The sequence below is a fragment of the Methylobacterium sp. 17Sr1-1 genome (assembly GCF_003173775.1).
GTDB lineage: Bacteria > Pseudomonadota > Alphaproteobacteria > Rhizobiales > Beijerinckiaceae > Methylobacterium.
Genome location: NZ_CP029552.1, coordinates 3,880,943 through 3,898,769 on the forward strand (window position 1 = coordinate 3,880,943; position 17,827 = coordinate 3,898,769).

Below are 17,827 nucleotides of genomic sequence, written 5' to 3' on the forward strand. Positions count from 1 at the left end.
CGCATCACCTTCAGTTGCCGCCCGGAAAGAGGCGGAGCAGGTGGGAGGTTCCGGATGCAGCGTCTGGCCGGCAAGGTCGCCCTGGTCACGGGCGGCGCGCGGGGCATCGGCCTCGCGATCGCGCGGCGCTTCGCCCGCGAGGGCGCGGCGGCGGTGATCCTCGCCGATCGCGACGAGGCGGAGGCCGCGCGTGTGGCCCCGGAGAACCCGGCCTTCCATCCCTGCCTCCTCGACGTGACCAGCAACGAGGACTGGGCCAGGGCCGTCGACCGCACGGTCGGCCGCCACGGCGGCCTCGACGTGCTGGTCAACAATGCGGGCATCGCGGTCGTCGGTTCGATCGAGTCGGTCAGCCTGGAGGACTGGCACCGCGTCCAGTCGGTCAATGTCGACGGCACCTTCCTCGGCTGCCGCCACGCCGTGCGGGCGATGAAGCCGCCGGCCGGCCGCGGCGGGACGATCATCAACCTCTCGTCGGTCTCGGGCATCGTCGGCGGGCACAACCTCGCGGCCTACAACTCCTCGAAGGGGGCGGTGCGGCTCCTCACCAAGTCGGTCGCGCTGCACTGCGCGCGGCAGGGCTACGGTGTGCGCTGCAACTCGATCCATCCGGGCTTCACCGAGACCGACATGCTGCGCGATCTCGCCGCCGGCAGCCGCTACAGCCCGGAGGAGCTGCGCCAGCGCCTTCAGGCCTCGGTGCCGCTCGGCCGCAACGCCGCCGCCGAGGAGATCGCGGGCCTTGCCGCCTACCTCGCCTCGGACGAGGCCGGCTTCGTCACCGGGGCCGAGATGGTGATCGACGGCGGCGTCACGGCGCAATAACGCCCGTTTCCCAAAAAGTCCGATCCCAGCGGCAGGCCGGCCCCTCTACAGATCGGCGATTCGCCGCTATTTGTATGCGCCGCAGCAAAATCGACCGGAGACCTGACCGATGTCCGCCCAGGCCGCCCCCGCCCCGACCGATCTCGTCACCCTGGCGCAGGACGCCGGCCTCGCCGCCAAGGCCCTCGCGGCGGATGCGGCGCGGCGCGTGCGCGCCGGCCTGCTCGGGCCCGACGGCCGCCTCTCGGCCGAGCGCCTGGAGGCCGAGCAGCACGCCGCCCACGGCCTCGCCTGGCTCTCGACCTACGCCGAGGCGATCACCCAGCTCGGCAACTATGCCGCCCACCTCGCCGCCCAGGGCCGCCTCGGCGAGACCGAGACGCTCCTCGTGCGCATCGGCCTCGGCGAGTACCTGGAGCAACTCTTCGGCGGCATCCCGATGAGCCAGGGCGAGATGGTGCGCCCGACCTCGTCGCTCGGCCTCAAGGCCCAGGAAGTCGCGCGCCACCGCTCGGACTCCGTCGAGACCCTGATCGCGGAGGGCAACACCGCCGCCAACCGCGCCGCCCTGGTGCGGCTGATCCGCGAGGGCCAGGGCTCCGCCACGGTGGGCGAGACCGGCCTCGACGAGGACATGGAGGCGATCCGCACCGAGATGCGCCGGTTCGGCCAGGCCGAGGTCGCGCCCCACGCCCACGAGTGGCACCAGCAGAATGCCTACATCCCGCTCGAGATCATCGGCCAGATGGCCGAGCTCGGCGTGTTCGGGCTGACCATCCCGGAGGAGTACGGCGGCATGGGCCTGCCGAAGATCTCGATGTGCGTGGTCTCGGAGGAGTTGTCGCGGGCCTATATCGGCGTCGGCTCGCTCGGCACCCGCTCGGAGATCGCCGCCGAGCTGATCCTCGGTGGCGGTACCGAGGAGCAGAAGCAGCGCTTCCTGCCGAAGATCGCCTCCGGCGACATCCTGCCGACCGCCGTGTTCACCGAGCCGAATACCGGCTCCGACCTCGCGTCCCTGCGCACCAAGGCGGTCAAGGACGGCGACACCTGGCGCATCACCGGCAACAAGACCTGGATCACCCATCCGGTCCGTGCCGACCTGATGACCGTGCTGGTGCGCACCAAGCCCGAGGAGCCGGGCCACAAGGGCCTGTCGCTGCTGCTGGGCGAGAAGCCCCGCGGCACCGACGAGGATCCCTTCCCGGTCGACGGCCTGTCGGGCGGCGAGATCGAGGTGCTCGGCTATCGCGGCATGAAGGAGTACGAGCTCGCCTTCGACGGGTTCGCGGTGCCGGAGGGCAACCTGCTCGGCGGGGTCGAGGGCAAGGGCTTCGCCCAGCTGATGCAGACCTTCGAATCGGCCCGCATCCAGACCGCGGCCCGCGCGGTCGGCGTCGCCCAGTCGGCCCTCGATGTCGGCCTGCGCTACGCCGAGGAGCGGGTGCAGTTCGGCAAGCCGCTGGTCTCGTTCCCGCGGGTCGCCGACAAGCTCGCCATGATGGCGGTCGAGATCGCCATCGCCCGCCAGCTCACCTACTTCGCCGCGCACCAGAAGGACGAGGGCAAGCGCTGCGACCTGGAGGCCGGCATGGCGAAGCTGCTCGCCGCCCGCGTCGCCTGGGCGGCGGCCGACAACGCCTTGCAGATCCACGGCGGCAACGGCTTCGCCCTCGAATATCCGGTGAGCCGCCTGCTCTGCGACGCCCGCATCCTGTCGATCTTCGAGGGGGCGGCCGAGATCCAGGCCCAGGTCATCGCCCGGCGCCTGCTCGAAGTGCAGTGAGGGCCAAGCTCTCGCTGAGAGCGGTGCTGGAAAAAAGGGGCCGCGGGATCCCCTCTCCCGTTTGGGAGAGGGGTAGGGGCGATCGAAGATCGCGCAGGGTGGCTCGGCCTCCGTGTAAGGCTGAGACCATTGAGTTGCGCAGCTTCACCCTGAGTGTTTAATTCTGAACCCGAGCCACCCTCACGCGGGATCTTCGATCCCCACGGCCCCTCTCCCACACGGGAGAGGGGAGACGCGCGTTATATTTTCCGAACAGATTAAGCAGAACCCATCCTACTTCGTGATCTTCACCGAGACCGGGTCGCTCGTCGGAAACGTTTCCTCCAGCGCCTCGTCGAGGCGCTCGTTGAGCTTGCTCTGCTGGTTCTCCGGCCGCGCCTTGTCCTCCGGCGAGGCGCTGTCGCGGCGGAAACCCGCCTGATCCTGGTTCGGGGTCTTGGTGTCGTTGCCCATCGGGGCCTTCCTCCAATAGGGCGTCCCGGCCAAGGGACGGACTGCCCAGCTAACGCGCAGGCCCCCGGCGTGTTGCGTCCGGATGGTCGTTTAACCGGGCGGTGGCGCCGCGCGGGCTAGGATCGCGGCACGAGAGGGCTCCTCCCATGCACGCCGCCATCCTGACGAATTTCGCCACGCCGAAGGGCGGTGCCGAGAAGGTCGCGATCGAATCCGCCCGCGGTCTCGCCGAGGCCGGCGTCGAGGTCACGCTGATTCACGGGGCCGACGGGCCGGCCGACCCGATGCTCGATCATCCGGGCATCCGGCGGGTGGGGTTGGGCCTCACCGACGTGTGGGAGCGCCCGGCCTGGCGCGGCGCGGTCGAGGGGATCTGGAACCGCGAGGCGGCCCGGCGCCTCGGCGCGGCTTTGGCGGCCCTGCCGGTGCGGCCCGACGTGCTGCACCTGCACCAATGGACCCGCGCGCTCTCGCCGGCGATCTTTCCGGTGCTCGCCCGCACCGGGATCCCAGTCGCGGTCACGCTGCACGATTACTTCCTGGTCTGCCCGAACGGCGTCTATTACCGCTTCGACAAGGCCGAGCCCTGCGGCCTGCGCCCGTTCTCGCCCGCCTGCCTTGCAGCGCCGTGCGATCCGCAATCGCGGGTGCACAAGGCGGTGCGGGTGGCCCGCGCCCTGGCGCAGGTGGCGGCGATCGCGCGGTGCTTCCCGGCCCTCGATCTCGTCCACGTCTCCGACGGCAGCCGGGCGCGGCTCGAACCGATGATGCGGGGCGCCCCGTTCCGCCACCATCGGATCGACAACCCGGTCCGGGTGGCGCGCACCACCCCGGCCGATCCGGCCGCCGGCGACGCGATCGCCTTCGTCGGCCGCTTCACCCGCGAGAAGGGCGCCGACCTCGTGGCGCAAGGAGCCCATCGGGCGGGCCTGCCGTCGCTGTTCATCGGCGACGGGCCGCTCGCCGACGAGTTGCGCGCCGTGCCGGGGGCCGAGGTGATCGGCTGGCGCGCGCCCGCCGAGGTCGAGGCGCTGCTGCGCGCCCGGGCCCGCGCCGTCGCGGCGCCGGCGCGCTGGCTCGAGACCGGGCCGCTGACGATCTACGAGGCGCTCGCCGCCGGCATCCCGGCGGTCGCCTCCGACCGGGCCGGCGCCGGCGAGAAGATCCGGGACGGTGAGACCGGCTTCGTTGTCGGGCCCGACGTCGCGGCGCTCGCCGAGGTGTTCGGCCGGCTGCGGGACGACGCCCTGGTGCGCCGCCTCGGCGAAGCGGCCCATGCGCGCTACTGGGACGCGCCGATGACGCTCGCCGCCCATGCGGGCGCGCTGCGCGACCTCTATGCGGGGATGATCGGTGCGGCCGAGGCGCCCTCTTTTCAGCGCAAAGCTGTCATGTGAGAGAGCACCCAGACACGCAAGGACCCGAATGCCGATGCACCGCCCGACGACCTCCCTGCTGCTCGCCGCGCTCCTTCTCGGGGTCGCCCGACCGGCGGCCGCGCAGGCCGAGTCGGTGCCGCCGTTCCGCGCCCTCCAGGAGACTCGGCAGGACAACCGGGCCGTCCCGGAATCGAAGGCGCAGGTGCAGCTCTCCTTCGCGCCGCTGGTCAAGCGGGCGGCGCCGTCGGTGGTCAACGTCTACGGCACCCATGTCGAGAAGCGCGCCGCCAATCGCGGCGCCATGGACGAGTTCCTGCGCCGCTTCTTCGGCGACGCGGGCCCGAACCTGCCGCAGGAGCGGGCGCAGCGCTCCCTCGGCTCGGGCGTGATCGTCGACGCCTCCGGGCTGATCGTCACCAACAACCACGTCATCGAGAACATGAACGAGGTGAAGGTGGCGCTGAACGACCGGCGCGAGTTCGAGGCGCAGATCCTGCTGCGCGACCCCCGCACCGACCTCGCCATCCTGAAGATCAAGAGCCCGGGCGGCGGCCTCACGCCGATGGAGATCGGCGATTCCGAGCACCTGCAGGTCGGCGACTTCGTGATCGCCATCGGCAACCCGTTCGGCGTCGGCCAGACGGTGACGCAGGGGATCGTCTCGGCCCTCGCCCGCACCCAGGTCGGCTCGGCCGATTACCAGTTCTTCATCCAGACCGACGCGGCGATCAACCCGGGCAATTCCGGCGGCGCGCTCGTCGACCTCAACGGCGGCCTCGTCGGCATCAACACGGCGATCTACTCGCAATCCGGCGGCAGCCACGGCATCGGCTTCGCGATTCCCGCCAGCATGGTCAAGGCGGTGGTGGAGACCGCCAAGGGCGGCGCCAAGACGGTGCGCCGGCCCTGGCTCGGCGCCCGGCTCCAGCACGTGACGCCGGACATCGCCGACAGCGTCGGCCTCGACCACCCGACCGGGGTGCTGGTGGCCTCGATGCAGGCGAAGAGCCCGGCCGAGGAGGCGGGCCTGAAGCGCGGCGACGTGATCCTGGCGGTGGACGGCCAGTCGGTCGACGATCCGGAGGCCTTCGGCTACCGCTTCGCGCTGAAGGGCATCAAGGGCGAGACCAAGCTCACGGTCCTGCGCGGCGCCACCCGCACCACGGTGCCGGTGCGCCTGGGACCGGCGCCGGAGACGCGGCCCCGCGACACCCTGAAGGTGAAGAGCCGCTCGCCCTTCCTCGGCGCCACGGCCGTCAACCTGTCGCCGGCGGTGGCCGAGGACCTGCAGCTCGACCTGCCGGCGCAGTCGCAGGGCGACGGCGTCATCATCGCCGAGGTCGAGAGCGGCACCCTCGCCAACCAGGCCGGCCTGCAGAAGGGCGACCTCGTGGTGGCGGTGAACGGCGCGCCGGTCTCCACCACCAAGGACCTCGATCGCATGACCCGCACCCCCGCTCCGATGTGGGAGGTGACGATCAGCCGGGGCGGGCAGCAGCTGACCTCGGTGTTCAGGGGGTAGGAGCCCCCTCGACGGCCACGCCCCCTTTCCCGGATCTCCTTCCGCTTCGCTGCAGTCGTCCGGGAAAGGGGCGGAGTGTTCGCTGGAGGTGCTAACGCAACTCTACGACCGCACTTCCCGCTTCGCGACGAAGTTGATCTCGTCCACCAGCACGTCCTTGACGACGTCGCCCCCTAAGCGCTCGTTCACCTTCGCCCGCACCTCGGCCAGCCGCTTGGTGATGTCGTATTTCGCCAATTTCCGGAAATCGAGGGCCGTGTCGCCGTAGATCTGGCGGAAGGCCTCGTCGACCACGAAGGCGTTGGGCGGCACCGGCAGGGTGTGCATCAGCTTGGCGTCCGCCGTGAAGACCAGCACGGCGATGACGTAGCCCTGCACCCGCCCGTCGGCGATCATCGGGATGTTGATCGGCGCGAGCTTCTGGTACTGCAAGCCCTCGAGGTACGGCTCGGTCTTCTTTCCCGAGAAGATGCCGCCGCCGAAGGTCACCGCGCCGTAGCAGGAGGCGATGGTGACGGCGCAGATCCACAGGCCGGTGATCAGGATCTTCATGGCCGGGGGCTCGTCCGCGCCGAGTAGGTGCCGTCGGAATCCGCGGCCAGCGCGACCTGGGTCAGGGTGTCGTCGATCTCCTCCAGCGCCCGCAGGTGCAGGGCGACGACCTGCTGGTTGCGGGCGAGCTTGTCGCGCAGGCGCGCCAGGTGGATCGCCACGGTGGCGTCGAGCGCCGCGACGTCGAGGCCGCGGGTGAGGCGGGTGAGTTCGAGGAGGCCCTGGCTCTTGCGGCGGTTGAGGTCGTCGAGGTCGGCGGGGGCATGCGCCTCCAGCGCCTCGGTCTCCTCCTCGACGACGGCTTCGAGCCGCTTGATGCAGGCGAGCAGCATGGCGGTCACACCTTGGCCGCGGGATTGGCGGCGTCCGCCGGCGCGGTGGCCGGAGTGTTGGGATGGGCGGCGTTCAGCATCTTGGCGATGCCGATGCCGCCGGCCTTGGCGATCTGGGTCCCGATCTGCTCGGCCAGCATCGACTTCCAGATGCCGCCGGCATTGCCCTTGCCGTACACCGTCTCGGACTTCTCCGGCATCATCGCCTCGACGAATTGCTGCAGCACCAGCCCCTCGAACTTCTTGTAGGGATCGCTGCCGGCGCCGGTGAGCGCGGTCTGGTTCTGCATGGTCAGGAGTGTGCCGCGGGCATCGAGCGGCATATGGGTCGAGAGCCCGACGTCGCGGGCCGCGTCCGCGAAGGCGGTGGCGCCGGCGCTGCCCGGCTGCGACAGCTTGGCGGCGGCCTCCTGGTAGCGCGACGGATCGGCGGCCCGGGCCACGTCGAGCACGATGTCGGAGGGCGGGGAGATGCTCATCGGCAGCCGGGTCCGGATTGAAGGGTGAACGAGGTCTTAGCGGCCCTGGCTTACGGGAGGCTTGCGTCGGGACGGGCGGGACGCGCGGCCAGGCCGTCGAGGCGTTCGAGGTCGTCGCGCTTGTCCGCCTCGCGGCGATGGTCGTCGGCCCTACGCTCGGCGAGTGCCTCGGCCCGCTTCTGGGCGAGGCCGCGCTCGCGGACGGCGTCGGCCTGCGCGGCGGCCTGCGCCTCGACCGCGGTGGCTTGCGCGGCGAGCCCGCGCAGGCGCCGGGCGGTCGCCTCCAGCAGCATCGGGCCGTGATCGGAGGAGGCGAGGGCCGCGAGCAGCCGCACCCGGTCGGCCTCGATCCCGGCGGCGCGCTCGCGCGTGGCGGCGAGCTCGATCTCCGCCGCGCGGCGCATCTGCTCCTGCACCGTGACGAGGCGCTGCGCGCGCTTCAGCCGGTCGCCGGTCGTCCTCATCCGCGCACCAGCCAGGCCGCGTAGCCGAGGAGGAACTGCGTCATGAACTCGCCCGCGAGATAGTAAAGCATGAGGAGACCGCCGAACATCACGAACGGCGTGGCGACGAAGTAGACCGGAATCGTCGGCGTGAGCTTGTTGACGAAGCCCGCCGCCAGGTTGACCAGGATCGCGTAGATGATGAACGGCGCGGTGATGCGCAGCCCCAACATGAAGGCGCTGGCGACCTGGTCGACGATTCGGGTCAGCATCAGCTGGCTACCGAGCCCCTCGCCGGGCGGGATGCGGGCGTAGGACTCGACGAGGCCGCGAAACAGCTCCCAGTGCAGGTCGGCGGCGAAGAGCAGAGCGGTCGCGGTGAGCAGGATCAGCCCCTCGACCGCCGGCACCGGGTCGGTGCCCTCGACCGGCGAGCCCGGCATGCCGCCGAAGCCCACCATGGTCGAGGTCGCGTTCATCACCGTCTCCAGCACCAGGATGAAGATCCGGCCGAGGAAGCCGATCATCAGCCCGGTCAGGGTCTCGCTGACGATCCAGGCGAGCGTCTGCATCGGCATCTGGCCGGCGAGGCGCGGCTCGAATTGCGGCACGATCAGGGGGGCGATGGCCAGCGAGACGGCGCCGGCGATCAGGAGCCGGACCTGTTGCGGCACCCGCGGGCTCGAGAGGCCCGGCACGACGAGCAGGCAGCCGCCGACGCGGCAGAAGATCAGGAAGACGGCGAGGAAGCTGTCCGGCCCGATCTTCGTCACGAGACGGTGCCCAGGGACTTGATCTCGACGCCGCGGGCGATCTCGAGATGCGAGAGCACCGGCAGGGTCGGGAAGATGCGCTCGATGATCATCCGCACGTAGGGCCGCGCGTCCGGGGCGGTGACGAGGGCGAAGCCGTGCACCTCGCGCATCCGGGCGCGGATCGCCTCCGAGGCCTCGGTGCCGAACTGCTCGACGAGGCGCGGGTCGATGTCGAACTCCACCACCTCGCCCTTGGCGTCGCGCTTCAGGCTCTGGTGGAACGACAGGTCCCAGCTGGCGCCGAGGCGCAGGACGCTGAGCACGCCGTTCTCGGCGAGGTCGCCGCAGATCTGCTGCGCCATGCGCATCCGCACGTGCTCGGCGATCTGCTCGGACCGGCGCGCATGCGGAGTGATCTCGGCGATGGCCTCCAGGATCAGGTGCAGGTTGCGGATCGACACCCGCTCGGCGAGCAGCAGCTTCAGCACCGCCTGCAAGCCCGAGTAGGAAATCTGCGACGGGCAGATCTCGTCGAGCAGGCGCTTGTACTCGGGATCGAGCCGGTCGAGCAGGCCGCGCATGTCCTTGTAGGAGAGGAATTGCGGCAGGTTGTTGCGGATCACCTCGGAGAGGTGGGTGAGCAGCACCGAGGCGCCGTCGATCGGCTCGAAGCCGCCGCGGCGGACCTCGCCGGCATAGGAATCCATCACCCACAGCGCCTTGAGGCCGAAGGCGGGCTCGCGCACCTCGTCGCTCGGCACGTCGGGCTTCGGCCCGTCGCCGACCACCACCAGCATCTCGCCGGGTCGGATCTCCTGGCTCGCCGCCACGGTGCCGTGGATCAGGATCTGGTAGCTCTTCGGCGGCAGGGCGAGGTTGTCCGAGACCTTGATGTCCGGCACCACGAAACCGTATTGGCGGGCGAACTTGCGCCGCATCTTGGCGACCCGGTGGGTCAGCTCGGCTTGGCTAGCCTGGATCTGCGAGGCGGCCTGGCGGCCGAGGCAGAGCTCGATCTCCGGGGTCTTGAGCGAGTCCTTGACCGAATCCTTCTCCTTCGCCTCGGCCTGCTTCACCGCCTCCTCGGCCCTGGCCTTGGCTTCGGCCGCCTTGGCCTGGGCCTGGAGCCGGCGGGGGATGGTGCGGGCGACGAAGAACAGGAGGCCGCTGAGCGCCGTGAAGGGCAGGAAGGGCAGGCCCGGCACGAGGGCGAACACGCCCATCATCGCCGCCGCGACGAGGAGCGCCCGCGGATAGGCGCCGAGCTGCCCGATCACCGCCTGCTCGGCGGTGCCCCGCGTGCCGCCCTTCGAGACCAGCAGGCCGGCGGCCAGCGAGACGATGAGCGCCGGGATCTGCGAGACGAGGCCGTCGCCGACCGAGAGCTTGGTGAAGATGTCGGCGGCGGTGCCGAGCGGCAGGCCGTGCCGCGTCGTCCCGATGATGATGCCGCCGAAGACGTTGACCGCGATGATGATGAGCGAGGCCACCGCCTCGCCGCGCACGAATTTCGAGGCGCCGTCCATCGAGCCGAAGAAGGCGCTCTCCTCCTCCAGTTCGCGGCGTCGCCGCTGCGCCTCCTTGTCGTCGATCAAGCCGGCATTGAGATCGGCGTCGATCGCCATCTGCTTGCCGGGGATCGCGTCGAGGGTGAAGCGGGCGCCGACCTCCGCGATGCGGGTCGCGCCCTTGGTGATGACGAGGAAGTTGACCGTGATCAGGATCAGGAAGACCACGATCCCGATCACGAAGTCGCCGCTCATCACGAACTGCGAGAAGCCCTGGATGACGTGGCCGGCGGCGTCCACGCCCTTCTGGCCGTTGGCCAGGATCAATCGCGTCGTGGCGATGCCGAGCGCCAGCCGCAGGAGGGTGGCGATCAGCAGGACGGTCGGGAAGGACGAGAATTCGAGCGGCTTCTGGATCCAGAGGGCCACCATCAGGATCAGCACCGACAGGGCGATCGAGAAGGCGAGCCCGACATCGATGAGGACCGCCGGCACCGGCAGGAACAGCACCGCCAGGATCGCCACGATGCCGGCCGCGAAGCCGAAATCCCGCCGCGACTTGCGCTCGACCGCCACTGCCGCGCCCACCGCCATGATCCCACCACCCTCCGCGGATTGTCGCGGACGGGTGTGCCACGGCTAGCTTGCGCGGGGGTTGGGGCCCTCAGAACCCCGTCGCGATCCGCCCGTAGGCGGCCTCCGCGAAGGCGTGGATCTGCCCGCCGACGAAGGTGCCGGTGACGAGGAGGACGAGCAGGATCACCACGATCTTCGGCACGAAGGTCAGGGTGACCTCCTGGACCTGGGTGAGCGCCTGCAGCAGCGCCACCGCGATGCCGACCAGCATCGCGGCGCCGACCGCCGGACCCGCGGCGACGATCACCGTCCAGATCGCGGCGCGGACGAGCTCGAGGGCGTCGACCTCGCTCATGACGGGACTCCTTCGGTGCCCTCTAGAGCACTGCACGATCGCGTTGCCATCGCGAAGTGCTCCAGGTGTTTGATTTTAGCGCATTTTCTTCGTCCAACCGGCGGCCGCTTGGTCGGAAAATGCTCCAGGGCTGCCGGCCTATTGTATCACGACGCCGGAGGTCAGCAGCACGTCCTGGCCGCTGGTCAGCCGCGCCAGCGCCCCGTCGGCCGTCACCCGCACGGACTGGACGGTGCCGGTCTGGGTGCCGTCGGCCGAGGTGAGGGTGCGGCCGATCACCGTATCGGCCTGGTCGAGGAAGCTCGAGGCGAGCAGCGAATCGAGCTTCGTGTTGGTCTTCGTCGCCTGCTCGACCTGCGAGAAGGTGGCGAGCTGGCCGACATACTCGGTCGAATCCATCGGCTTCGTCGGATCCTGGTTCTTGAGCTGCGCCATCAGCAGCGTCAGGAAGGTGTCCGAGTTCATCTTGGCGGCGAACGAGCTGCCGGCCTTGGCGGCGGCCGCGGTCGCAGTGGTGCCCGCGCTCGAGGTGGCGCTGGTGGTGGTGTCGACGGTCATTCAGGCCTCGGGCTCTCGGGCGGGCAGGGCGGAGGGGGCGGCGCGGCGGCTCACCGCCGGGGGCCGCACGGTGGCGCGCTCGCGGGGCCGGTCGGCCACGCGGGTGCGGCGGGCCAGCGCGGTCAGGCCCGGGCCGGGCACCGGGGCGGCGGGCGCCTCCCCGGCGCTCATCAGCGCGGCTTCGAGGGGGTAGAGCCCGCGGATCAGCTTCAGCGCCTCGAACAGGCGGCCGCCCTCGATCAGCGCGTGGGCGGCGGCGAGGCCGTCGCGCAGGGCCGCCTCGCCGGTCGCCGCCAGCAGGCCGTCGCGGAGGCCGTCGTAGAGGGCCCGCGCCGCCTCGGCCTGGCCGGGATCGATCAGCATGGTCTGGGCGGCGAAGTAGAGCTGGCGCAGGGGCGTCGTCGCGTCCTCGGCCTGCAGCACGTGGCTCTCGAGCAGGAAGGTCGCGTCGTTCAGGAGCTCGACCGCGACCTTCCGGTCGACCCGCAGCACGGCGCCGTTGATGTAGATCCGCTCTCCGGCGCGCAGCGACAGGCGCATGGCGCGGCTCACCGGAGCCCGTCGCGGATCGAGGTGTTCACCTCGATCAGCGCGGCGAGGCTGCGCTCGGGCGAGCTCAGCACGGCACCCGCCTCCTGCATGGTCCAGGCGCCGATCGACACGAGGTCGTCGCGCAGGGCCGGGGGCAGGGCGTTGTCGGGACCCAGGAGGTCGGCGATCAGGACGTTCCACAGATCCTGGACGTAGCCGACCGCGGCGGTCCGCTCCGGCCCGGCGAGGCCGCGGGCCTCGACGTCGCGCAGGAGGGTGAGGGCCCGATCGAAGGCGGCGCGCTCGCGCTCGCGGCCGACCTCGGGCGCGTCCTCCAGGATCTCGGAATAGGAAAAGCGATACATCGGGCCGATGCCTCGTCGGTCTGGTGTCTTGCGCGTCGGCGCGCGGCGCGGGAGTGGACGGCGGGTCGCCGGGCGCTTACGCGACGTATTTCAGGAGCGACAGCTCCTGGATCTGCGCGGTCAGCGAGTAGGACATCTGGAGCTGGGTCTTGGCGGCGGTGAACCGGGTCTGGGCCTCGGTCGGGTCGACCTCTTCGAGGCCGGCGATCTCCGTCTTGATGCGGGCGGATTGGGCGTCGAGTCGGGTATTGGCGTCGGTGATCCGCGACTGGCTGCGGCCGAGATCGGCCTGGAGCGAGACCAGCCCGGCGCTGGCCTGGCTCAGCAAGCCCATCGCCCGGTCGGAGACGACGGCCTGGGCGTCGGCCGAGAGGCCGGTGAGGCCGAGCCCCGACACGATCGCGGCTTGCGCGAGCTGGCGGAACGCCGTCCCGTTGGCGCTGACCGACGTGGTGACGGTCTCGCCGAGGGAAATCCGGCTGGTCACGGCCGTGTCCGAGGCCTGCGACCAGGTGGTGCCCCAGCTCGGGTCGGCGAACTGGGCCGCGAGCGTCCCCTCGAGGAAGCTCTTGATCTGCGGCGCCGTCAGGGTGGCGGCCCGGGCATCGTCCGGCGGGAAGCCGAAGGCGGCCTGGAACGCCGTCGTCGCGGCGGTCTTGGCATCCGCCACGGCCCCGTCGCGGATCGGATTGGCGCTGGTGTTGATGCCGGAGAACAAGGCCTGCCCGCTCGCCGAGGAATTGAGGAGGCCCGTCAGCGACGCGAGGGTGTCGCCGGCCGAGGCCGCCATCGCGGCGACGCGCTTGTCCGCCGGCAGGCCGGTCAGGCTGGCGAATTGCGCGTCGGCGGATTTCTGCAGCTGCTGCAGGACGGTCTGGCTCGCGCCGAGGCGGAGCGCGGCGAGGCCGTTGCTGTCCTTGAGGGCGGTGATCTCCGCCGCGCTCTGGCGCAGGGACAGGCTGCGGCTGACCTGGCCGCCGAGGGCGAGGCCGACATCCGTGTAGCGTCCCGTGGCGATTTCCTGGGTCGCGTTGGCCATCTCGGCCTGGAGCCGGGCCGAGGCGCTCCGCGGCGCGTTCCACAGGCTGAGGCTGGAGATGTAGCTCGTGGTCATCATGGCGGGCAGGGCTCTGTCTTGCGGGGGCCGGGACGACTCACCGGATCGCGGTCAGGAGGGTCTGGAGCAGGGTATCCACCATGGTCAGGATCTTGGCCGAGGCGGTGTAGGAGCGCTGCAGCTGCAGCATCTGGGCGGTCTCGTCGTCGCCGTTGACGCCGACGGCGTTCGACAGGGCGTCGGTCGCCCGGCTGAGCAGGGTCTTCTGGTAGTCGGCCTCGCCGGACGCGGCCTTGCGGGTCGCTTCGAGCCAGCCGGCGGAATCCGCCGCGAAGCCCGCAAGCGTCGCGGTCTCGTTCAGCGGCGGGCCCGGGGTGAAGCTGCGCGCCGTCGCGAGCCCGTCGGTCAGGGCGCGCAGGCGCCCGGCATAGGCCGCGTCGCTGCCCGGATTCGACCGGTAGGCGCTGCCGTTCATGCCGCCGTCGCGCAAGGCGGTGACGGTGCCGCCGGCCTGCGGATCGGCGGCGGCGTTGAGCGCGATGCGTCCGGCGAGCCCGAGGCTCGAGGTCGGCAGGGTGCCGCCGGAGCCCGCGGTGAACAGGCCGGCCATCGGCCCGACATAGGCCGGGGCGCTGCGGGTATCGGCCTCCTGGAAGGTGTCGACCAGGGCGCCGGCGATGGCGTCGAGCTGGTTCTCGTAGGTGACGGCCGCGTCGTCGCGCAAGGAGACGAGGCCGGCGAGCCGCCCGCTCGCGAGGCGCATCGGGGAACTGGCCCCGGTGACCGGCACCCCGTCGATCGTCACGGCCGCACCGACCGTGCCGGCCGAGAACGCCGCCGTCGGGGTGAAGCTCACGGTCCGGGCACCCCGGTCGAACAGCGCCACGCCGCTGTCGGTGGTGATCGCCATGTCGCCGCCCGGCCGGTCGGAGACCGAGATGCCGATCTCGGCGGAGAGCTGCGACAGGATGCGGTCGCGGTCGTCGAGGCTGTCGCTGACGTCCTGGCCGCTCGCCGTGCCGCGCATCACCGCCTTGTTGGCCAGGTCGAACTGGCCGAGCAGCTCGTTGATCCGCGCGACCGAGTCCGCCATGCCCTGGTCGGCCTGGAGGCGGGCGTCGTGCACCGCCTCCGCCGCGCTGTTGAGGCTCGTGGCGAGGTCGCGGGCGCTCTCGATCGCGTTCCTGGCGAGGACGGCATCGTCCGGGCGGTTGCCGGCGGCCTGGAGCGCCGCGTTGAAGGCGCCGAGCCGTGCGGCCGGCGAACCCGCCTCGCTGGTGTCGCCGACCGTCTTCGACAGGGCGGTGAGGCCGTCGAGCAGGGCCTGGCCCTCGGCGGCGGCCGAAGCCGCCGAGAGCTTGCGGGTGAACAGGGCCGCGTCGCTCGCGCGGGTCACCACGACGCTGGTCCCGCCGGCGCCGCTCACCAGGCTGACGACCTTGCGCGAGTAGCCGGGGTCGTTCGCCCCCGCGGTGTTGCGGGCGGTGGTGGCGATCTGGCTCGACGTCGCGAGGAGCGCCGTGCGTGCCGAATTGAGCGCGAGCGAGAGGCCCATCTGTCAGCTCCGGTTGGCTTGTCTGCCGTTACCGCTTCAGGCTCATCAGGGTGTCCAGCATCTCGTTGCCGGTCGTGAACACCTTCGAGTTGGCGGTGTAGGTCGACTGCGCTTCGATCATCGCGGTGAGCTCGGTGCTGACGTCGACGTTCGACTGCTCGAGAGAGCCCGACAGGATCTTGCCGCGGCCGCCCTGGCTGGCGAAGCCGACCTGGATCGCGCCGGAATCGACCGTCGGCCGGTAGACGTTGCCGGAGCGCGGCTCGAGGTTGTCGGCGCTCGGCACGGTGGCGACCGGGATCTTGAAGGCCGCGAGGCGCGTGCCGTCGTCGAAGGTGGCGTAGACGGTGCCGTCCGCGTCGAACGAGGTGCCGGTCACCGCGGCTGGCGCCTGGCCGTTGGCCTTGCCATCCACGGCGTAGTCGCCGGCGAGCTGGGTCATGGAAGAGAGGTCGAGGGTCATGCCCTGGCCGCCCGGGACGGTCAGGGTCATGGATTTCGGGCCCGTATAGGGACCTGCCGCGGCACCGGTGCCGGTGATCTTGCCCTGGGCGTCGAAGCCGAGCGTGGTGGTCGCCAGCGGCGTGCCGGTCGGCAGGGCCGGGGTGCTGCCCGCGGGCGTCGGGTTGGCGGCGTCGTAGACCGAGGCCGTCCAGGTGTTGTTCGCGTTCTTCGCCAGGTAGACGTCGAGGGTCCGCGCCTTGCCGACGTTGTCGTAGGTCACGAGCGAGTACTTCTTCGAGTACTGGCCGGCGGCGGCGGTGTTCGCGTCGACCGGAAGCTTGCCCGACAGGGTGCCCTCGGTGGTCGGCGTCGCCCGGCTGCTGACCGATTCGAGGCTGATCGGAACCATGTCGGCAACGCCGTTGAGGGTCGTCGAGGGCTCGCCGTTCAGCAGGCTGTAGCCCATCAGGGTCATGCCGGCGGCGTTGGTGAAGTTGCCGCTCGACGCGTCGATCTTGAAGTTGCCGGCCCGGGTCAGGAGCGGCGCACCGGACGGGTCGTTGACGACGAAGAAGCCGTTGCCGTCGATCGCGAGGTCGGACTTCGATGTCGTGGCGTTGATGGTGCCGCCCTCGCTCACCGTGCGCCGCACGGTCGTCTCGACCGAGCCGGAATTGTAGTTGCCCGTCCCGGTATCGGCGATCAGCAGCGAGGAGAACTCCGTCGAGCTGCGCTTGTAGCCCGTCGTGCCGGAATTCTGGATGTTCTCCGCCACGGTCGAGATGCGGTTGGACTGGGCATTCATGCCCGAGACACCGGAGCGGAGCACGCCGATGAGACTCATTGCGGGACCTCGTTCGTCAAAATGCTTCGGATGGGACGCAGGCAGCGTGAGGCTTGCGAGAATGCGATTCGCGAAGCCGGAACTCGGGCTGGAATAGACCCGCACAGGCTTGCGCGGGGCTTGAACGGCGCGGTCGGGGGCGGGCTCGCTGGCATCGCGCAATCAGCCCCGCAGGCTCTGGGCGAGCTCCAGGAACGCGTCCCGGCTCGGCGGCTGGCCCGGATCCTGGCGCAGCGCCTCGTAGATCCGCGGCACCAGGCCGATGGCCTGGTCGAGCTCGGCATCGGTCCCGGCCCGGTAGCCGCCCATCAGGCGCAGGTCCCGGGTCTCCTCGAAGCGCGCCATCATCGCCCGGAGCTTGCGGATCAGGTCGCGCTGCTCGGGCGTCCAGACCTCGGTGGCGAGCCGGGAGATCGAGCCGAGGAGGTCGACCGCGGGATAGCGCCCCTGCTCGGCGATGGCCCGGTCGAGGACGACGTGGCCGTCCAGCGTGCCCCGGATGCTGTCGGCGACCGGATCGTTGTGGTCGTCGCCATCGACCAGGACCGAGAACACGCCCGTGATGGTGCCGCGGCCCTCCAGGCCCGGGCCGGCCCGCTCCAGCAGGCGCGGCAGGTCGGAGAAGACGCTCGGCGGGTAGCCGCGGGCCACCGCCGGCTCGCCGGCCGCCAGCGCCACGTCGCGGGCGGCATGGGCGTAGCGCGTCACCGAATCGACGATCAGCAGCACCGATTCGCCGCGATCGCGAAAGGCCTCGGCGACGGCCAGGGCCACCTTCGGCGCCTGGCGGCGCATCATCGGGCTCTCGTCGCCGGTCGAGACCACCACCACGGCGCGGTCGCGGCTCGGCGCCAGGGCGCCTTCGAGGAACTCGCGCACCTCGCGACCGCGCTCGCCCACCAGGGCGACCACGACGCTGTCGAAGCCGTCGGCGCCGGCCAGCATGGCGAGCAGGGTCGACTTGCCGACGCCGGAGCCGGCGAAGATGCCGATGCGCTGGCCGGCGCAGAGCGGGGTGAACAGGTCGAGCGCCCGGACCCCGGTGCGCAACGGGGCCCGCACCCGGGCCCGGCCGAGCGCCGCCGGCGGGTCGGCGTCGAGGGGGACGGCGAGGGCGCCGGCGCTGAGCGGTCCGGCGCCGTCCACCGGGCGCCCGAGGGCGTCGATGACCCGGCCCTTCCAGCTCGGATCGGGCCGCAGCTCGGCCGGTCCGAGGCGGTGGGCGATGGTGCCGATTCCGGCCTCGATCCGGCTCTCGTAGCCCTTGAGCGTCGCGCCCTCGGCATCGACCCGGACGATCTCGCCGATCTGCGCGCGGCCGTTGGCGGAGAAGCTCATCCGGTCGCCGAGGCGCACGAAGGGCGCGACGCCGCCGATGCGGCAGGCGCTCGCCGTCACCTCGCGGATCGGCCCGCCGATCCGCACCAGGGCCCCGTCCTGCCGGGCCGCCGCCATCGCCTCGGCGAGGCGCGCGATCGGATCCGCCGCGCGAGGGTCCGCGACCATGA

19 protein-coding genes are annotated in these 17,827 nt (G+C 71.2%); 4 read left to right on the plus strand and 15 right to left on the minus strand.

Annotated features, from left to right (window positions below):
* The first annotated feature begins 54 nt into the window (after positions 1-54).
* A complete protein-coding gene (locus DK412_RS17430; protein WP_109972977.1) occupies positions 55-825 on the plus strand; it encodes a glucose 1-dehydrogenase in 771 nt (256 codons plus the stop codon).
* A 109-nt stretch (positions 826-934) separates the two neighbouring features.
* Entirely contained in the window at positions 935-2,611 is a 1,677-nt protein-coding gene (locus tag DK412_RS17435; RefSeq protein WP_109972978.1) for an acyl-CoA dehydrogenase family protein, read from the plus strand.
* 273 nt (positions 2,612-2,884) lie between these two features.
* Here the strand turns inward: DK412_RS17435 and DK412_RS17440 are convergent, their stop codons facing one another.
* Positions 2,885-3,064, minus strand: coding sequence for a hypothetical protein (locus DK412_RS17440; protein ID WP_109972979.1), 180 nt, complete (start codon positions 3,062-3,064; stop codon positions 2,885-2,887).
* Between the two features lie 146 nt (positions 3,065-3,210).
* Between DK412_RS17440 and DK412_RS17445 the strand changes: the two genes are divergently transcribed.
* Both DK412_RS17445 and DK412_RS17450 read left to right on the plus strand, forming a co-directional pair.
* Positions 3,211-4,461, plus strand: coding sequence for a glycosyltransferase (locus DK412_RS17445; protein ID WP_109972980.1), 1,251 nt, complete (start codon positions 3,211-3,213; stop codon positions 4,459-4,461).
* A gap of 34 nt (positions 4,462-4,495) precedes the next feature.
* A complete protein-coding gene (locus DK412_RS17450) occupies positions 4,496-5,965 on the plus strand; it encodes a DegQ family serine endoprotease (protein WP_109975332.1) in 1,470 nt (489 codons plus the stop codon).
* Positions 5,966-6,067: 102 nt separating this feature from the next.
* On the opposite strand, the gene DK412_RS17455 is transcribed toward DK412_RS17450, so the two are convergent.
* The 14 genes from DK412_RS17455 to fliI form a co-directional block, all read right to left on the minus strand.
* Positions 6,068-6,517, minus strand: a complete 450-nt coding sequence (locus DK412_RS17455; protein WP_109972981.1) for a hypothetical protein — start codon at positions 6,515-6,517, stop codon at positions 6,068-6,070.
* Entirely contained in the window at positions 6,514-6,849 is a 336-nt protein-coding gene (locus tag DK412_RS17460) for a flagellar protein FlgN (protein ID WP_109975333.1), read from the minus strand. The genes DK412_RS17455 and DK412_RS17460 overlap by 4 nt, the downstream gene beginning before the upstream one ends.
* A gap of 5 nt (positions 6,850-6,854) precedes the next feature.
* Positions 6,855-7,328, minus strand: a complete 474-nt coding sequence (locus tag DK412_RS17465; protein WP_109972982.1) for a rod-binding protein — start codon at positions 7,326-7,328, stop codon at positions 6,855-6,857.
* Positions 7,329-7,378: 50 nt separating this feature from the next.
* On the minus strand, positions 7,379-7,792 hold the full coding sequence (locus DK412_RS17470; RefSeq protein WP_109972983.1) for a hypothetical protein: 414 nt from the start codon (positions 7,790-7,792) through the stop codon (positions 7,379-7,381).
* Positions 7,789-8,544, minus strand: coding sequence for a flagellar biosynthesis protein FliR (fliR, locus tag DK412_RS17475; RefSeq protein ID WP_245447024.1), 756 nt, complete (start codon positions 8,542-8,544; stop codon positions 7,789-7,791). Before fliR ends, DK412_RS17470 begins: the two co-directional genes overlap by 4 nt.
* Positions 8,541-10,628 (minus strand): flagellar biosynthesis protein FlhA, encoded by a 2,088-nt coding sequence (gene flhA, locus DK412_RS17480; RefSeq protein ID WP_109972984.1) that lies wholly within the window; start codon positions 10,626-10,628, stop codon positions 8,541-8,543. The genes fliR and flhA overlap by 4 nt, the downstream gene beginning before the upstream one ends.
* A 70-nt stretch (positions 10,629-10,698) precedes the next feature.
* Complete coding sequence (locus tag DK412_RS17485) at positions 10,699-10,965, minus strand: flagellar biosynthetic protein FliQ (RefSeq protein ID WP_109972985.1); 267 nt, start codon at positions 10,963-10,965, stop codon at positions 10,699-10,701.
* A gap of 138 nt (positions 10,966-11,103) precedes the next feature.
* Positions 11,104-11,523 carry a flagellar hook assembly protein FlgD gene (gene flgD / locus DK412_RS17490; RefSeq protein WP_109972986.1) on the minus strand — a complete coding sequence of 140 codons (420 nt, stop codon included), beginning with the start codon at positions 11,521-11,523 and terminating at the stop codon, positions 11,104-11,106.
* On the minus strand, positions 11,524-12,063 hold the full coding sequence (flbT, locus tag DK412_RS17495; RefSeq protein WP_109972987.1) for a flagellar biosynthesis repressor FlbT: 540 nt from the start codon (positions 12,061-12,063) through the stop codon (positions 11,524-11,526).
* Positions 12,064-12,071: 8 nt separating this feature from the next.
* The gene (gene flaF, locus DK412_RS17500; protein WP_109972988.1) at positions 12,072-12,419 is read right to left on the minus strand and encodes a flagellar biosynthesis regulator FlaF; all 348 of its coding nucleotides are present in this window, start codon (positions 12,417-12,419) and stop codon (positions 12,072-12,074) included.
* A 76-nt stretch (positions 12,420-12,495) separates the two neighbouring features.
* Positions 12,496-13,536 (minus strand): flagellar hook-associated family protein, encoded by a 1,041-nt coding sequence (locus tag DK412_RS17505; protein WP_245447026.1) that lies wholly within the window; start codon positions 13,534-13,536, stop codon positions 12,496-12,498.
* Positions 13,537-13,573: 37 nt separating this feature from the next.
* Positions 13,574-15,031: a flagellar hook-associated protein FlgK gene (gene flgK / locus DK412_RS17510; protein WP_109972989.1), complete on the minus strand. Its 1,458-nt coding sequence runs from the start codon at positions 15,029-15,031 to the stop codon at positions 13,574-13,576.
* A 28-nt stretch (positions 15,032-15,059) separates the two neighbouring features.
* Positions 15,060-16,319: a flagellar hook protein FlgE gene (locus DK412_RS17515; RefSeq protein WP_109972990.1), complete on the minus strand. Its 1,260-nt coding sequence runs from the start codon at positions 16,317-16,319 to the stop codon at positions 15,060-15,062.
* A 162-nt stretch (positions 16,320-16,481) separates the two neighbouring features.
* Positions 16,482-17,825: a flagellar protein export ATPase FliI gene (gene fliI / locus DK412_RS17520; RefSeq protein WP_109972991.1), complete on the minus strand. Its 1,344-nt coding sequence runs from the start codon at positions 17,823-17,825 to the stop codon at positions 16,482-16,484.
* Between the last annotated feature and the right edge of the window lie 2 nt (positions 17,826-17,827).

Bases quoted from the DNA above. Each gene is read 5' to 3' on its own strand.
- DK412_RS17460 (WP_109975333.1), bottom strand. From the start codon at position 6,849: ATGCTGCTCGCCTGCATCAAGCGGCTCGAAGCCGTCGTCGAGGAGGAG.
- flbT (WP_109972987.1), bottom strand. From the start codon at position 12,063: ATGCGCCTGTCGCTGCGCGCCGGAGAGCGGATCTACATCAACGGCGCC.
- DK412_RS17450 (WP_109975332.1), top strand. From the start codon at position 4,496: ATGCACCGCCCGACGACCTCCCTGCTGCTCGCCGCGCTCCTTCTCGGG.
- fliI (WP_109972991.1), bottom strand. From the start codon at position 17,825: ATGGTCGCGGACCCTCGCGCGGCGGATCCGATCGCGCGCCTCGCCGAG.
- DK412_RS17470 (WP_109972983.1), bottom strand. From the start codon at position 7,792: ATGAGGACGACCGGCGACCGGCTGAAGCGCGCGCAGCGCCTCGTCACG.
- flgK (WP_109972989.1), bottom strand. From the start codon at position 15,031: ATGGGCCTCTCGCTCGCGCTCAATTCGGCACGCACGGCGCTCCTCGCG.
- DK412_RS17430 (WP_109972977.1), top strand. From the start codon at position 55: ATGCAGCGTCTGGCCGGCAAGGTCGCCCTGGTCACGGGCGGCGCGCGG.
- flhA (WP_109972984.1), bottom strand. From the start codon at position 10,628: ATGGCGGTGGGCGCGGCAGTGGCGGTCGAGCGCAAGTCGCGGCGGGAT.
- DK412_RS17515 (WP_109972990.1), bottom strand. From the start codon at position 16,319: ATGAGTCTCATCGGCGTGCTCCGCTCCGGTGTCTCGGGCATGAATGCC.
- flgD (WP_109972986.1), bottom strand. From the start codon at position 11,523: ATGACCGTCGACACCACCACCAGCGCCACCTCGAGCGCGGGCACCACT.
- DK412_RS17485 (WP_109972985.1), bottom strand. From the start codon at position 10,965: ATGAGCGAGGTCGACGCCCTCGAGCTCGTCCGCGCCGCGATCTGGACG.
- DK412_RS17455 (WP_109972981.1), bottom strand. From the start codon at position 6,517: ATGAAGATCCTGATCACCGGCCTGTGGATCTGCGCCGTCACCATCGCC.
- DK412_RS17435 (WP_109972978.1), top strand. From the start codon at position 935: ATGTCCGCCCAGGCCGCCCCCGCCCCGACCGATCTCGTCACCCTGGCG.
- DK412_RS17445 (WP_109972980.1), top strand. From the start codon at position 3,211: ATGCACGCCGCCATCCTGACGAATTTCGCCACGCCGAAGGGCGGTGCC.
- DK412_RS17440 (WP_109972979.1), bottom strand. From the start codon at position 3,064: ATGGGCAACGACACCAAGACCCCGAACCAGGATCAGGCGGGTTTCCGC.
- flaF (WP_109972988.1), bottom strand. From the start codon at position 12,419: ATGTATCGCTTTTCCTATTCCGAGATCCTGGAGGACGCGCCCGAGGTC.
- DK412_RS17505 (WP_245447026.1), bottom strand. From the start codon at position 13,536: ATGATGACCACGAGCTACATCTCCAGCCTCAGCCTGTGGAACGCGCCG.
- DK412_RS17465 (WP_109972982.1), bottom strand. From the start codon at position 7,328: ATGAGCATCTCCCCGCCCTCCGACATCGTGCTCGACGTGGCCCGGGCC.